11 protein-coding genes are annotated in these 14,431 nt (G+C 73.8%); 5 read left to right on the top strand and 6 right to left on the bottom strand.

What is annotated here, in order from left to right:
* Positions 1–55 precede the first annotated feature (55 nt).
* The 5 genes from ACWEN0_RS16700 to ACWEN0_RS16680 are packed head-to-tail and all read left to right on the top strand — an operon-like array spanning position 56 to position 4,581.
* Positions 56–1,042 (top strand): SAV_6107 family HEPN domain-containing protein, encoded by a 987-nt coding sequence (locus ACWEN0_RS16700; protein WP_451973958.1) that lies wholly within the window; start codon positions 56–58, stop codon positions 1,040–1,042.
* Complete coding sequence (locus ACWEN0_RS16695) at positions 1,032–1,799, top strand: maleylpyruvate isomerase family mycothiol-dependent enzyme (RefSeq protein WP_451973956.1); 768 nt, start codon at positions 1,032–1,034, stop codon at positions 1,797–1,799. Before ACWEN0_RS16700 ends, ACWEN0_RS16695 begins: the two co-directional genes overlap by 11 nt.
* A gap of 59 nt (positions 1,800–1,858) precedes the next feature.
* A complete protein-coding gene (locus ACWEN0_RS16690; RefSeq protein ID WP_451973954.1) occupies positions 1,859–2,590 on the top strand; it encodes a VOC family protein in 732 nt (243 codons plus the stop codon).
* A gap of 15 nt (positions 2,591–2,605) precedes the next feature.
* Positions 2,606–3,439, top strand: a complete 834-nt coding sequence (locus tag ACWEN0_RS16685; RefSeq protein ID WP_451973952.1) for an alpha/beta fold hydrolase — start codon at positions 2,606–2,608, stop codon at positions 3,437–3,439.
* Positions 3,440–3,495: 56 nt separating this feature from the next.
* Complete coding sequence (locus ACWEN0_RS16680; protein ID WP_451973950.1) at positions 3,496–4,581, top strand: GNAT family N-acetyltransferase; 1,086 nt, start codon at positions 3,496–3,498, stop codon at positions 4,579–4,581.
* 236 nt (positions 4,582–4,817) lie between these two features.
* On the opposite strand, the gene def is transcribed toward ACWEN0_RS16680, so the two are convergent.
* The 6 genes from def to ACWEN0_RS16650 are packed head-to-tail and all read right to left on the bottom strand — an operon-like array spanning position 4,818 to position 14,360.
* Positions 4,818–5,318, bottom strand: coding sequence for a peptide deformylase (def, locus tag ACWEN0_RS16675; protein ID WP_451973948.1), 501 nt, complete (start codon positions 5,316–5,318; stop codon positions 4,818–4,820).
* Between the two features lie 36 nt (positions 5,319–5,354).
* On the bottom strand, positions 5,355–10,019 hold the full coding sequence (locus ACWEN0_RS16670) for a DEAD/DEAH box helicase (protein WP_451973946.1): 4,665 nt from the start codon (positions 10,017–10,019) through the stop codon (positions 5,355–5,357).
* Positions 9,997–10,797: a DeoR/GlpR family DNA-binding transcription regulator gene (locus ACWEN0_RS16665; protein WP_451973944.1), complete on the bottom strand. Its 801-nt coding sequence runs from the start codon at positions 10,795–10,797 to the stop codon at positions 9,997–9,999. Before ACWEN0_RS16665 ends, ACWEN0_RS16670 begins: the two co-directional genes overlap by 23 nt.
* A complete protein-coding gene (locus ACWEN0_RS16660; protein WP_451973942.1) occupies positions 10,769–12,088 on the bottom strand; it encodes an MFS transporter in 1,320 nt (439 codons plus the stop codon). Before ACWEN0_RS16660 ends, ACWEN0_RS16665 begins: the two co-directional genes overlap by 29 nt.
* Positions 12,085–13,113 (bottom strand): 4-hydroxythreonine-4-phosphate dehydrogenase PdxA, encoded by a 1,029-nt coding sequence (pdxA, locus tag ACWEN0_RS16655; protein ID WP_451973940.1) that lies wholly within the window; start codon positions 13,111–13,113, stop codon positions 12,085–12,087. Before pdxA ends, ACWEN0_RS16660 begins: the two co-directional genes overlap by 4 nt.
* The gene (locus tag ACWEN0_RS16650) at positions 13,110–14,360 is read right to left on the bottom strand and encodes a four-carbon acid sugar kinase family protein (RefSeq protein ID WP_451973938.1); all 1,251 of its coding nucleotides are present in this window, start codon (positions 14,358–14,360) and stop codon (positions 13,110–13,112) included. Before ACWEN0_RS16650 ends, pdxA begins: the two co-directional genes overlap by 4 nt.
* Positions 14,361–14,431: the final 71 nt, after the last annotated feature.

Genomic DNA, 14,431 nt, shown 5'->3' with positions numbered 1-14,431 from the left:
GCGTCTCGGCGCCGGGCGCTCGATCGGGCTCACAACGCGCAGGAGGAGGGTCGTCATGTCCGTCCCGGTCGTGTCCCCCGCGGACCCCGGGCAGCCGCAGCTGCCCATGCCGCTGCGCCCACCGGCCACCGGCCGATCCCCGCTGCGCTCGTCACCCCAGTCATCCCCCTCGGGCGCGGCCTGCACGGAGCCCCGCAGGCGCCGCCGCCCGGCGGACGCCACCCAGCCCGAACTGCCGATGACGCCGCCCGCCGACGCTGGGCAGCCGGAGTTGCCCGTGGTCTCGCGCGCCGCCGAGGTGCCCGCGGCCGTGCAGCCCGAGCTGTCCGCGGCGCCGCGTTCGGCTGCCGCCGCTGCCGAGCTGCCCGTGGTGCCGCGTCCCACTTCCGCTCGGCCCGAACCGCCGATGACTCCGCGCTCTGCCGACGCTGCCTCTCGGCAGCTCGAGCCGCCTGCGGCCGTGCAGCCCGAACTGCCCGCGGTGCCGCGCCCGGCCGCTGTCGAACTGCCTCTGGTGCCCCCGGTCGTCGTGTCGTCCGCGGCCGAAGGGCACCCCGAGGTGCCGGTGCAACGCTCGACCGACGCGTCGCCGGCCGCCGAGGCAGACTCCGAGCAGTCCCAGCTGCCCATGGCGCTGCGCCCTCCCGCCCCGCCGGCGGCGGCCGGCCTGCTCACCCAGGCCCGCCGCGGGCTCGCCGAAGCCGAGCGCGAAACCGATCCCGTCGAGCAGTTCGTCGGTGCCTACCTCGCCGCCCTGCGGGGGGCCGCCGCAGTGCTCGCCGCCCGGGGCCGGCCGCACCGGGGGCGTGCGCGGCCGGCCAGCACCTGGGTGCTGCTCGACTCCGTCGCTCCCGAGCTGCGGGAGTGGTCTGCCTTCTTCGCGAGCAACTCGGCCGCGCGCGCCGCCGCGCAGGCCGGGATCACCGGCAAGGTCAGCGCGGAGTCGGCCGACCAGCTGGTGCGCGCCGCGACGCCCTTCCTCGAACTGGTCCGCCGCCTCGTGCACGGCCTCCCGATCACCGGGGAAGCCCATGTCGCGTGAGCACGGCCTGGTCGACCAAGGGCGGCTGCTCACGGCGCTGGGGATCGAGGGCCGCGTGCTGGTCGAGGCCGTGCGCGCGGCGCCGGTCGAAGCGCCGGTGCCCGCCTGCCCGGGCTGGACGCTCGCCGAAGTCGCCCGGCACGTCGGCAGCCTCTACCGGATGGTGCGGCGCCGGCTGGCCGAAGGCCGGAACCCCGAAGACTGGCCGCGCGACCCCGAACCGGGCCAGGGCCTGGGCGAGTACCTGGAGACCGGCCTCGCCGAACTGCTCGACGAGCTGGCCGCGCACGACCCGGAGGAGCGCGCCGACACCTGGTGGCCCGCCGACCCGACGTACGGGTTCTGGCGGCGGCGGATGCTGCACGAGACGCTCGTCCACCGCGTCGACGTCGAGCAGGCGGCGGGCACGCCCGGGCGCGGCATCGCCGAAGACCTGGCACTCGACGGCATCGACGAGGCGCTGACCCTCTGGTTCGGCCAGAAGCTGCCGATGCTCGGGTTGACCGGCACGAAGGCCGGCTCGGTCGGCGTGCGCGCCGGCGGGCACAGCTGGATCGCGCGGGCCGGGCCCGAGGTGACGGAGGCCTGGCGCTGTTCGGCCGAGGAGGCCGAGGCCGCGGACGACGTCGTCACGGCCGAACCCGGGCGGATCTACCTGTGGCTCTGGGGCCGGGCGTCCCTGACCTCGGTGACCGTGCGGGGCGTGCACGACCAGGCGGCGCAGCTCTGGGCGCTGCTGCGGCTCGCGACCCGATGACTCCGGCCGGTGGGGAAGCCGAACCGGAACTGTCGGCGGGGGCGGCTAGCCTGCGGCGCATGAACACGCGCCTGGTGAACCTGGTGATCGACGCGGCGCGGCCGAGGGTCCTGGCGGGCTTCTGGGCCGCGCTGCTCGGCTGGCGCGTCGCCATCGAGGAACCGGACGAGGTCGACGTGCGCGCTCCGGAGACCGACGGCTGGGACCTGGACCTCGTCTTCGTGCCGGTGCCCGAGCCGAAGGAGGGGAAGAACCGGATCCACCTGGACCTGGCGAGCCGCACGCCGGCGCACCAGGCCGAACTGGTGGAGCGCGCCCTGGAGCTGGGCGGAAGCCGGGTCGACCTCGGGCAGGGCGACGTGCCGTGGGTCGTGCTGGCGGATCCCGAGGGCAACGAGTTCTGCGTCCTCGAGCCCCGCGAGCGGTACGCGGAGACGGGCGCGGTGGCCGCGATCGTCGTCGACACCCACGAGCCGGAACGCCTGGCCGGCTTCTGGGCACGGATCACGGGCCGGCCGATCGGCAGCCGGGAGGGCGACGTCGTGGTGGGGCTGCGGGCGCCGTCAGGCCGGGGGCCGTGGCTGGAGTTCCTGCGCAACGACGACGTCAAGCGCGTCAAGAACCGGGTGCACCTGGACGTGGCGCCGCCGGCGGGCACCGAGCACGCGGCGGCGGTGTCCGAGGTCGTGGCGGCGGGTGCGGCGCCGGCCGACCTCGGCGGCCCGGACCTGCCGTGGCGCGTGCTGATGGACCCGGAGGGCAACGAGTTCTGCGTGCTGACCCCGCGCTGACCTAGCGTGGGGATCATGGAGACCTTCGAGTGGCGCGGAAGGCGGATCGCCTGGGAGCGCGCCGGATCCGGGCCGGCGGTGGTGTTCTGCCACGGCACGCCGTGGTCGTCGTGGTTGTGGCGGCCCTTCGCCGAGGCGCTGAGCGGCGACTTCACCGTGTACCTCTGGGACATGCCCGGCTACGGCCGCTCTTCGAAGGACCCGGACCACCCGGTCGACTTCGGGGTGCAGGCGGAGGCGTTCCAGGCCCTCCTCACCCACTGGGACCTCGACCGGCCGCACGTCGTCGCCCACGACTACGGCGGCGCGGTGTCGCTGCGCGCCCACCTGGTCCACGGCGTGCCGTACGCGTCGCTGCTGATGGCCGACGTCGTGGCCATCCCGCCGGCGGGCTCCCCGTTCTTCCGGCTGGTCAAGGAGCACCCGGACGTGCTCGCCCAGGTGCCGCCGTACATCCACGAAGCGCTGGTCAGGGCCTACATCGGCAACGCGAGCTTCCGTGAACTGCGGGAGGCTGACCTGGCGGAACTCACCGCGCCGTGGCTCGGGGAGGAGGGCCAGCCGGCGTTCTACCGCCAGATCGCCGCGTACGACGAGGGCTACCTGGCCGAGAACGAGGAGCGGCTCGGCCGGCTCGACCTGCCGGTGCACGTCCTGTGGGGCACCGAGGACACCTGGATCCCGCAGGCGACCGGCGAGCGGCTCGCGGCCGGCATCCGCGGCGCCAAGTTCACCCCGGTGCGCGAGGCCGGCCACCTGATCCAGCTGGACGCCCCGGTGAGGCTGGCGGCCGAGCTGCGGTCGTGGCTGGGTGTTTCGCCGGGGTTGCCGGGCCGCCCGGAACGCTGACCTGCACGAAACACCGGCGTCCTGGGGCGGCAACAACCGCGCGGGACCGTGACGGCATGGAGCGAACCAGAGCGTCGAACGTCGCGAAGCCGCTCGCCGGGACGGCCGTGGTGGAGGAAGCCGCGCCGTCCGCGTGGCGGGTGCGCGTCCGGATGCACGACCACCCGGGCACGCTGGCCCGGATCGCGATCCGGCTGGCCGACCTGGAGTGCAACATCCTCGGCCTGACCGTGCTGCCGGTGCCGGGCGGCGTGCTCGACGAGATCGTCCTGCGCCCGGCGACCGGCCTGCCCCGGCGGCTCCTCGCCGACGCCATCCGCGAGGAGGGCTGCGAATGCACCGCGATCGTCGACGCGGACGTCCACGAGCTGGTCGACCCGTCGTCGTCGACGCTGCTCGCGGCCCGCCGCGCGATCGACGACCCCGCGCGGCTCGCCGAGGTCCTGAAGGACGTGCTGGCCGCGGACCTCGTCACGCTCGTCCCGGTGACGGAGGCGAACCCGGCCCGCACGGAAAGCGGGCACCGGGCGGTGTTCGAGCTGGACAACGCCACGGCGCTGGTGGCGCGCCGCCAGTGGGCGCCGTTCGTGCAGCTGGAACTCACGCGCGCCGAGGCATTGGTGACGTTGCTGGCCGCGGCGGCCCGCAACGTCGCGGGCCCGGTGGTGCTGAACCGCCCGGACGGCGCGGCGATCGTCCTGCGCAAGGGTGTCCCGGCGGACGCCGACGCGGTCTCCGAACTGCACCGCCGCTGCTCGACCGCGACGCTCTTCCGGCGCTACCACACGGGAGTCCGGACGGTCCCGCGCCGCTGGCTGCACCGGTTGCTGGTGCCCCCGCGCGGAACGAGCGTGCTGGCGGTCTTCGGCCGCGAGGTGATCGGCCTGGCCCAGCTGATCCCGGCGGCGGCCGAGAAGGCGGAGATCTCCCTCCTGGTGGAGGACGACTGGCAGCGCCAGGGCATCGGCACGGCCCTGCTGGCCAGGCTGGCGGTGCTGGCGGAGGCGCAGGGCATCACGGAGCTGAGGGCGGACTGCCTCCCCGGCGACGACGCACTGCCCCGCACCGCGGCCCGCGCGGGCCTGCACACGGAACACCCCACCGAGGACGGCACCCAGCTGCGCATGTTCCTGCACGGCTGAGCAGGCGAGCGGCCGCACTTCGCCCGAGCTGGGTTCGACGGCCGGTGCCGCGGCCCGTGCGCGGCGGGTCGCAGCTGGGCGGGGCCGGCTTTCCTTCGCTTCGGCGGCCGGTGAGCGGTGGCTGCTCGCGCGAGTTGTCCGGCACCGGGCGGGGCGTCCGCTCGCTGCCGGTAGTGGCTGCACGCGTCGGCGGAGCTTCGGCTCGGCTTTGGGCTGCTCGCGGCCGGGTCAGCTGGTCAGCGCCGCCAGAACCAGTCCTTTTCGCGGGCTTGGCGCATTGCCGTCTTCTTGCGCTCGGCGGTGAGGCGGTCGAGGTAGAGCACGCCGTCCAGGTGGTCGGTTTCGTGCTGGAGGCACTGGGCCAGCACGTCCTCGCCTTCCACCTCGATCGGCTCGTTGTGGATGTCGACGCCTCGGACTTTCGCGTGCTTCGCTCGCTTCGTCGGGAACCACAGCTCCGGCACCGACAGGCAGCCCTCGTCGATCTCGTGGGTTTCCTCGGACAGCTCGACGATCTCCGGGTTGATCACGTAGCCCGTGAGGCCGGCGACGTCGTAGCTGAAGATGCGGAGCCCGACCCCGATCTGCGGTGCGGCCAGCCCGGCGCGGCCCGCGGGTTTCACCGAGTCGACCAGGTCCCGCGCGAGCGCCTCGAGCTTCGCGTCGAACACGGTGACCGGGTCGCAGACGGACTTGAGGATCGGGTCCCCGAAATAGCGCAGTTCGCGCATGGCCATGAGCAGAACATCCTTCGTGCGTGTCGGACTGGCAGCTTAGGCCCGCAGCCGCAGACCCGACGGCGTGGCCCGGAAACCGGCTTCCCGCAGGACCTCCGCCAGTTCCGACGTCAGCGCCTGCTCGCCGTCCGCGCGCTGGACCGCCAGCTGGCCCAGCCAGCCCTCCCGCACCGCCGCCGACAGCGCCTGGGCCGCGTCCGACAAGGGTTGCCGTTCCTCCGTGAAGCTCAGCAGGGACCGGCCTCCTCGCTCGACGTACAGCGCCGGGACGCCGTCCACCAGCACCGCGAGCGCGCCGGCCTTGCGGGCCGGGCGGTGCTTCGTGTCGCCCGTCGCGGCCGGCCAGGGGAGCGCCGCGCCGTACGGCTGGGCCGGGTCCGCCGCCGCCAGCACGACCGCGCGGCCGGGTGCCGGACGGCCCGGGCCCGACAGCGCGCGCAGCCGGTCGACCGCGCCCTTCGCCGCGAACTGGGCCGCGCCCAGCCCTTCGACGACGTAGCCGCGGATCACCTGGCCGGTGTCCTCCATCCCGCGGAGTACCTTGTAGATCCCGGAAAACCCGCCGGTGACGCGTTCGGTGTCGAGCGCGCCGCGCGTCAGGACGCCGTGGCGTTCCAGGAACGCCTCGGTCCGCGCGTGGGCCCGCCGGGTCGCGTCCGTTTCGCGGTTCGGGGTCAGCGCCCAGCGGCCGGCGACCGTCGGCGGCCCCGACCGCGAAGGCATCTGCGGACGGCCCGCGCGCAGCCGCGCGTACCGGCCGCGCGGTGCCTGGCGACGCGGTTTGTGCGCGCCGTGCCCGGCGACCTGGGCCCGCAACGGTCCCAGCGTGTCGCCCGTGACCAGCCCGGCCCACACCAGGTCCCACAGCGCCGCCACCACTTCGGCGTCGTTCGGTGCCTTCTCCACCAGGACGGTCGCGCGGTCCACCAGCTGCCGGAAGAACAGCGCGCCACCCTCCAAAGTGGACACGATCGCGTCGTGCAGCGGGCCGGTCGGGATGTCCTCGACGACTTCGGGCAGCAGCAGGTCGGCGACGTCCGTCGGCGCGAGCGCGATCCAGCCGTCGCCACCGGACAGCGCGCCGCAGCCCGCCCAGGTGACTTCGCCCGCCGTCGTCAGCTCGTCGAGCAACGCGGGGGAGTAGCCCGGCAGCCGGCCGGGCAGGATCAGCGACTCCACCGCGCTCGCCGGCAGCGGCGCCCCGGCGAGCTGCTCGACCACCGACAGCACGTCGTCGGCCGTCGGCGCCGCCCGGACGCGGCCGCCGAACCCGTGCCACGCCGGCAAGAACCGGCCCAGTGCCGCCGGTTCGACCGGTTCGACCTCGGCCCGCAGCTTCGCCAGCGATGCCCGCCGCAGCCGGCGAAGCACCGCCGAATCGCAGTACTCGATGCCGACTCCGTGGGTGTCGGGGTGCCCGACCGGGCTCAGCTCGCCGCGCACGAGACGGCCTTCGCCGGTCATCCGGTCGAGGACGCCGGTGACGACGGCCAGGCCCAGCCCGAACCGCTTCGCCGCATCCGCCGCCGCGAACGGCCCGCGGCTGCGGGCGTAGCGCGACAGCAGGTCGCCGAGCGGGTCGGCGACCGGTTCGGTGAACGCCTCGGGCACGCCGACCGGCAGCGCGGTGCCCAGCGCGTCGCGCACCTTGCCCGCGTCTTCGATCGCCAGGAACCGTTCCTCGCCGCCGATCCGCACCCGGATCGCCCGCCGCGCCGCTTCCAGCTCGGTGAGCCACTCGGCCCGGATCCCGCGTTCGGCGGCTTCTTCCACGGTCAGGTCGCCGAGGAACCGCAGCAGGTCCGCGGCGTCCTCCGCCGACCGTGCGTGCCGGTCGGGTTCGAGCCGCTGCAGCGACCGCTCCACTTCGCGCACGGCTTCCGGGTCGAGCAGCTCGCGGATCGCCTCGGTGCCCAGGAGTTCGGCCAGCAGCGCCGAATCCAGCGACAGTGCGGCCGCGCGGCGCTCGGCCAGCGGTGCGTCGGTCTCGTACAGGAACATCCCGACGTAGCCGAAGAGCAGGCTGCGCGCGAACGGCGACGCGGCCGGCGTCTCGACCTCGACCAGCCGGACCTTGCGGGCCCGGACGTCGGCCATCAGCTCCCGCAGCCCGCCCACGTCGTAGACGTCCTGCAGGACCTCTCGCATCGCCTCCAGCACGACCGGGAACCGCTCGTACTTCGCCGCGACCGAGAGCAGCTGCGACGCGCGTTGCCGTTGCTGCCACAGGGGAGTCCGGCGCCGCGGGTCCCGGCGCGGCAGCAGCAGCGACCGCGCCGCGCACTCCCGGAACCGCGCCGCGAACACGGCCGAGCCGCCGACTTCGGCGACGATGAGCTGCTCGACCTCTTCGGGGTCGAGCAGGATGTCGTCCGCGCCGATGGTCACGTCCGCGCCCTCCGCGTCGAGCGCGTCCGGCAGCCGCAGCACGATGCCGTCGTCGGAGTGCGCGACCTGCGCGTCGACCCCGCGGTTCTCGCGCAGCCGCGCGGCGATGGCCAGCGCCCACGGCGCGTTCACCTGCGCGCCGAACGGCGAGTGCACGACGATCCGCCAGTCGCCCAGCTCGTCGCGGTAGCGCTCCAGCAGGATCGTCCGGTCGTTCGGGACGTGCCGCGTGGCTTCCTTCTGCTCGGCCAGGTACTGCAGGAGGTTGTCGCACGCCCGCTCGTCCAGCCCCGCCGCGGTGGCCCGCTCACGGGCCTTGTCCGCGTCCGAAGTGGACAGTTCGCGGACGAACTTCCCCAGCGCCCGGCCGAGTTCCAGCGGACGGCCCGGCGCGTCGCCCTTCCAGAACGGCATCCGCGCCGGTTCGCCCGGCGCAGGCACCACGATGACGCGGTCGTGCGTGATGTCGGTGATCCGCCACGACGACGTGCCCAGCAGGATGGTGTCGCCGACGCGCGACTCGTACACCATCTCTTCGTCGAACTCGCCGACGCGCGAACCGGGCTTGTCGTCCGCGCCCGGGGTCATCACCGTGAACAGGCCGCGGTCGGGGATCGTGCCGCCGGAGGTGACGGCCAGCCGCTGCGAGCCGGGCCGCCCGCGCAGCTCGCCGCTGATCCGGTCCCACGTGATCCGGGCGCGCAGCTCGCCGAACTCCTCGCTCGGGTAGCGGCCGGCGAGCATGTCGAGCACCGCGTGCAGCGCGTCGTCCGGCAGCGACGCGAACGGCGCCGCCCGCCGCACCAGCGACGCGAGGTCCGGCACCGTCCACGGTTCGAGGGCCACCATCGCGACCACGTGCTGCGCCAGCACGTCGAGGGGGTTGCGGGGGTAGCGGACCGCCTCGATCGCGCCGGTCGCCATCCGTTCCGCGACCACCGCGCAGGAGACGAGGTCGCCGCGGAACTTGGGGAACATCACCCCGGACGACACCGCGCCGACCTGGTGCCCGGCGCGGCCGACGCGCTGCAGCCCGGACGCCACCGTCGGCGGCGCCTCGATCTGCACGACCAGGTCGACCGCGCCCATGTCGATGCCCAGCTCCAGCGACGACGTCGCCACCACGCACGGCAGCCGACCGGACTTCAGGTCCTCTTCGACGTGGGTGCGCTGCTCCCGGGACATCGACCCGTGGTGCGCCCGCGCGATCACCGGCGGCGCGCCGGTGGTGACCCCGGACTGGCCGACGGCCTCGGCCGGGAACGCGTCCGCGGGCGTGAGCTCCGTCTGCTCGGCGGCCAGCTCGTTGAGCCGGGCCGTCATCCGCTCGGTGAGCCGGCGCGAGTTGGCGAACACGATGGTCGACCGGTGGGCCTGGATCAGGCTCAGCACCCGCTCCTCGACCGCCGGCCAGATCGACGGCCGCTGCACGGGGTTGCCGGCGATCTCCTCCAGCGTGCCCAGCCCGCCCGGCGCGATGTCGCCCGGCGGGAGCGCGTCGGTCATCGACTCCAGGGCGTCGAGCGGGCTCGGCGCCGGGCCCTCGCGCGGCGCGTCGAGGTTGCCCATGTCCTCGACCGGGACCTCGACGCGCACCTCGATGGTCTTCGCGAGCTTCGGCTGGACCACCCGCACCGGGCGGCCACCGGCCAGGAACGCGCTCACCTCGTCGATCGGGCGGACCGTGGCCGACAGCCCGATCCGCTGCGCCGGCTTGGGCAGCAGCGAGTCCAGCCGTTCCAGCGACAGCGCGAGGTGCGCCCCGCGCTTGCCGCCCGCGACCGCGTGCACCTCGTCGACGATCACGGTCTCGACGCCGCGCAGCGACTCCCGCGCCGACGACGTGAGGATCAGGAACAGCGACTCCGGCGTCGTCACCAGCACGTCCGGCGGGGTCTTGGTGAAGGACCGGCGCTCGGCCGCGGTGGTGTCGCCGGTGCGCATGCCCACTTCGATCCCCGGCACCGGCAGCCCGAGCCGCCTGCTGGCCTGCGAAATGCCGGCGAGCGGCGCCCGGAGGTTGCGCTGGACGTCGACCGCCAGGGCCTTCAGCGGGGAGACGTAGAGGATCCGGCAGCGTTTGGTGGCCTCCGCCGGCGGTGGTTCCACCGAGAGCCGGTCCAGCGCCCAGAGGAACGCGGACAGCGTCTTGCCGGAGCCGGTCGGCGCGACGACGAGGGCGTGCTCGCCCGCGTGCGCCGCCCGCCAGGCCCCTTCCTGCGCCGCGGTGGGCGCGGCGAAGGCCCCCGCGAACCAGTCCCGGGTCGCGGGGGAGAAGAGGTCGAGCACGTCACCTGCCACGTCGTCCATCATGCGCGGCACCACCGACAGTTTCGGGCTCGCCCGCCAGGATCACGCTCTGAGCGAACTCCGGGTACGTCACGTCGACCTTCGGCTCGTCCGTGATCAGCCGGTAGTCGCGGTCGAGTGGCGCCCAGTAGGAAAACGGGGCCTGGCCCAGCTTGGAGTGGTCGGCCAGCACGTACGCCTCCGCGCCCGCGTGCAGCATCGCGTGCTTGACCACCGACTGCTCGAGTGAGGGACAGCACAGGCCCCGGTCGGCCACCAGGCCGTCCGCGCCCAGGAACACCCGGTCGGGTGAGATGTGCCGCAGCTGCGCGAGCACGGTCTCGCCGAGGATGGCTTCGTTCGGGTGCCGCAGCCGCCCGCCGAGGACGATCAGGTCGATCCCGCCGAAGCCGGCCAGTTCGCGGATGGCGTTGACGCCGTTGGTGACCACGGTCAGCCCCTCGCGGTGGGCGAGGTGCCGGGCGAGCCGCCCGGTGGTCGTGCCCGCGTCGAGCAGCACGACCTCCCCGTCCTGCACCAGGGCGGCGGCCTCACGCGCGATGGCGTCCTTCGCCGTCGCGTGCTCGCGGTCCTTCTCTCGGGGACTGCGTTCGGTGTCGAGCGCGCCGCCGTAGGTGCGGACGACGTGCCCGGCGCCGGCGAGCGACGCGAGGTCGCGCCGGATCGTCGACTCGGATACGCCGAACTCCTCGGCCAGCTCGGCGATGCCCCCCGAGCCGTCGCGGACGGCTTCGAGCAGCATCGCCCGCCGGTCACGGGTTCCTGGTCGCGGCTGGGACATGCGCCGAGTCTTCCACGTGGGCGGGCTTCAGCCCGAAGAACGCCAGGCCGGCGGCCACGGCGAGGAACGCGGCCAGGACGACGAACCCGGTGGTCGCGCTGCCGGTGACGTCGGTGAGCCAGCCGACCAGGTAGGGCCCGGCGAACCCGCCGAGGTTGCCGAGCGCGTTGATCAGGCCCATCGCGACGGCGACGACCTCGATGCCGAGGATCCGGCTGGGGATCGCCCAGAACGGCCCGTACGGCATGTAGACGCCGGTCGCGACGACGCAGAGCAGCACCAGCCGGACCACCGGTGGCCAGTGCACGAGGTTGCCCAGCAGCAACCCGGCGATCGCGACGACCAGCGGCACGGTGACCGCGAGCCGCCGGTTGCCGGTGCGGTCCGACCAGTGCGCGCACGCGACCATCCCGGCCAGGGCGAGGACGTACGGCACGGCCGACAGGAACCCGACGGCCGTCGCCGAACCCCCGGTCATGGTCTTCACGACCGACGGCAACCACAGCGAAAACCCGTAGAACCCGGTGATCCAGAAGAAGTAGACGCCGATCAGCAGCAGCACCTGCCGGTTCGCCAGCGCCTGCCGGTAGCCCGCTTTTCGGGGGCCCGAGGCGAAGCCTCGGTTGTCACGGCCCTGCTTCGCGAACGCGGGCTTCGCCTCTTCTTCGGCCTTCAGCGTGGTTTCGAGGTACTCGCGTTCCTCGGCGGAGATCCAGCGGGCCCGGGCCGGCCGGTCGGCGACCGCGAACCACCAGACGACCGCCCACAGCAGCGGCGGCAGGCCCTGGAGCACGAACACCCAGCGCCACGACATGTGGTCGAGCATCAGCCCGGACAGCGGCGACATGACGATCGCCGAGATCGGCAGGCAGGTCATCCACAGCGCGTTCGCCCGCGCGCGTTCGGCCTGCGGGAACCACGACGCCAGCAGGATCAGCACGGCGGGCCAGACTCCGCCCTCGAACAGCCCGAGCAGCAACCGCGCCAGGTACAGCTGGGTTTCGTTCTGCACCAGGCCGCACAGCACGGCCGCGACCGCCCACGCGACCATGAGGACCAGCACCGTCTTGCGGGCGCTCCACTTCACCGCGAGCACCGCGGCCGGGATCTGCAGCACGAGGTAGCCGACGAAGAAGATGCCGCTCGCCAGGCCCTTGGCGCTGGCGGACAACGGGAAGTCGTCGCCGATGTAGGGCAGGATCACCGCGACGTTCGTGCGGTCGAGGTAGGCCAGCATGTACATGACCACCGCGACCGGGATGACGTACGCCCAGCGCTTGCGGGGGATCATCGGACGGCCGGCGGGTAGATGGCGGGCAGCTTCCGCGCGTACGGCGCCAGTGTCGCCGCGGCCTTGAACGCCGCGCGCATCGTGCCGTGCGACGCCCGGCCGGTGCCGGCGATGTCGAACGCCGTGCCGTGGTCGACCGACGTGCGCAGGATCGGCAGGCCGACCGTCACCGAGACCGTGCCGTCGAAGTCGTACGTCTTCGACGCGATGTGCCCCTGGTCGTGGTAGAGCGAGAGGACGCCGTCGAACCGGCCCTGGATCCCTTGGTGGAACACGGAATCCGCCGGGATCGGGCCGACCACGTCGAGCCCGGCGGCCCGTGCCGCGGCCACCGCGGGCGCGATCGCGACGATCTCCTCGTCGCCGAACTTGCCGTTCTCGCCGCCGTGCGGGTTCAGCGCCGCCACGGCCAGTCTCGGTTTTTCGGTGCCGAACACCTCGAGCGCGGTGTACGCCTCACGGATCGCGTGCTCGATGTTCTCCCGAGTGATCTGGTCGATCGCTTCACGCAGCGAAAGGTGCCGCGTGGCGAAGAAGATCTTCAGCCCGGACACCCAGAACATCGTGTTGAACCGGGTCGAGGCGGTCAGCTCGCCGAGCATCTCGGTGTGCCCGAGGTGCTGGGAGCCGGCCGCCCAGATCGCCTCCTTGTTGATCGGCGCGGTGACGACCGCGTCGACCTCGCCGGCCAGCGCGAGCCGCGTGGCCACCTCGATCGCGCCGACCGCCGCCGCGCCCGCGGTCGCGTTCACCTCGCCCCACGGCAGGTCTTCCTTGACCACGCCGAGGTTGAGCACGTCGATCACGCCGGTGGTGAAGCGCGCGTCGGCGACCGTGGCGATCGGGTTGACCTCCAGGTGCAGGCCCAGGTGCCGGACGAGCCGTTCCAGCACGATCGCGTCGCCGACCGCGACGCCCCGCGCCAGTTGCAGGGACTCGGGTTCGGCCAGCGTCTTCAGGGTGATCTCGGGGCCGATGCCGACGGGGTCGCCGAGGGTGACGGCGAGGACGGGGAGGTCGCTCACGGGTTCTTCCTTCCGGTGGCCAGGACGTGGTTGAGGTGTTCCAGGCAGGCGACGGCCGCGTCCCGCCCGCCGATCAGCCCGCCCTTCGTGGCGAAGGGCAGCCCGGCGTGCGGGCCGCCGGAAAGCCGCCCGGCGACCGCCAGGGGCAGCACTTCGGCGTCGATCTCGAAGCCTTCGGCCCCGAGTGCCTTGGTGATCTCGACGGCGATGTCGCCGCCGGTGGCGTAGAGCCCGCCGATCCGGTGCGCGCCGAGCACCAGCCGGGCCGCCTCGCCGAGCGCCGGCGGGATCCGCGCCGCGACGCCCGGGTCCACCGGCGTGCCGGGGGCGGGTGCGCGAGTCCGGATCCCCACCACGCGGTGCCCGGACTCGAGCAGCTTTCCGGCCTCGGCCGCGATGGCGGGCGGGTCCGGGTGCGCCGGATCGACGTCGACGTACCGCGCGTCGAGCACCAGCTCGGTTTCCAGCAGCTGTTCGTGGGTTTGCGCGGTGATGCTGCCGACCACGGCGAGCACCGGCGGGACGGTGCCGTGCCCGGGCGCGAGCCCGAGCGCGGCGGCCAGGCGGACGCCGAACGGCCCGGAGTCCACCGAGACCCACCGCGTGCCCTCGGCCGCGAGCCGGGCCGCGGCCTTGGCGACGGTGGTCAGGTGCCGGTTCGTCGTGGCGTCGCAGACGACGATCCCGGCCGGGCGCCGCAACGCCGCCTCGACCGCGTCCACGCCTTCTTCGACCACGTCCAGCGGCAGTTCGCCGATCTCCCGGCCGGTGGGGTGCAGCAGCGTGCGGATGCGTGACGACTTCACCGGTGCCAGCGGGTCCCGCGCCGCCGGGCTTTCGGCCAGGGGCACGCCGTCGACCAGGTGCAGGCCGCCGAGGGTGACCCGGCCGGCGTCCGGGAACGCGGGCACGACCAGGGCCCGCGCGTCCGGCGCCGACGCCAGCACGGCCTCGGTCTCCACGCCGACGTTGCCGCGCAGCGTCGTGTCCACCCGTTTGACCGTGAGCTCGACGGGCCCGACGAGCTCCACGACGTCGCGCACCGCCTGCGCGGCGTGTGGCGGGGAAGCGTGCCGGGTACCCAGGTTCACCACGAGCGCTTCGATCCCGCAGTCCGCGCGGAAGCACGGAGCGTCCGGTCCGAGAGGCGCGTTGACGGAAACCGCGCGCAGCCCGAAGCGGGCGTACAGCGCTCCGGTCGCGTTGCTGCCGGTCAAGTCGTCCCCGAGGACGAGCAACTTCGGCATCGACCGCTCCCTCGCGCGTTTCGTGCAACTCGGTTGACCGAACTGCGCAACTATCGTGCCTCGTGATCGAC

The organism is Amycolatopsis sp. NPDC004378 (assembly GCF_053602455.1).
Note: the sequence above shows the minus strand (reverse complement) of the source record. Positions and strands in the feature narration are given on the sequence as shown.

Bases quoted from the DNA above. Each gene is read 5' to 3' on its own strand.
- ACWEN0_RS16685 (WP_451973952.1), top strand. From the start codon at position 2,606: ATGGAGACCTTCGAGTGGCGCGGAAGGCGGATCGCCTGGGAGCGCGCC.
- ACWEN0_RS16650 (WP_451973938.1), bottom strand. From the start codon at position 14,360: ATGCCGAAGTTGCTCGTCCTCGGGGACGACTTGACCGGCAGCAACGCG.
- ACWEN0_RS16695 (WP_451973956.1), top strand. From the start codon at position 1,032: ATGTCGCGTGAGCACGGCCTGGTCGACCAAGGGCGGCTGCTCACGGCG.
- def (WP_451973948.1), bottom strand. From the start codon at position 5,318: ATGGCCATGCGCGAACTGCGCTATTTCGGGGACCCGATCCTCAAGTCC.
- ACWEN0_RS16680 (WP_451973950.1), top strand. From the start codon at position 3,496: ATGGAGCGAACCAGAGCGTCGAACGTCGCGAAGCCGCTCGCCGGGACG.
- ACWEN0_RS16665 (WP_451973944.1), bottom strand. From the start codon at position 10,797: ATGTCCCAGCCGCGACCAGGAACCCGTGACCGGCGGGCGATGCTGCTC.
- ACWEN0_RS16670 (WP_451973946.1), bottom strand. From the start codon at position 10,019: ATGATGGACGACGTGGCAGGTGACGTGCTCGACCTCTTCTCCCCCGCG.
- ACWEN0_RS16690 (WP_451973954.1), top strand. From the start codon at position 1,859: ATGAACACGCGCCTGGTGAACCTGGTGATCGACGCGGCGCGGCCGAGG.
- ACWEN0_RS16700 (WP_451973958.1), top strand. From the start codon at position 56: ATGTCCGTCCCGGTCGTGTCCCCCGCGGACCCCGGGCAGCCGCAGCTG.
- ACWEN0_RS16660 (WP_451973942.1), bottom strand. From the start codon at position 12,088: ATGATCCCCCGCAAGCGCTGGGCGTACGTCATCCCGGTCGCGGTGGTC.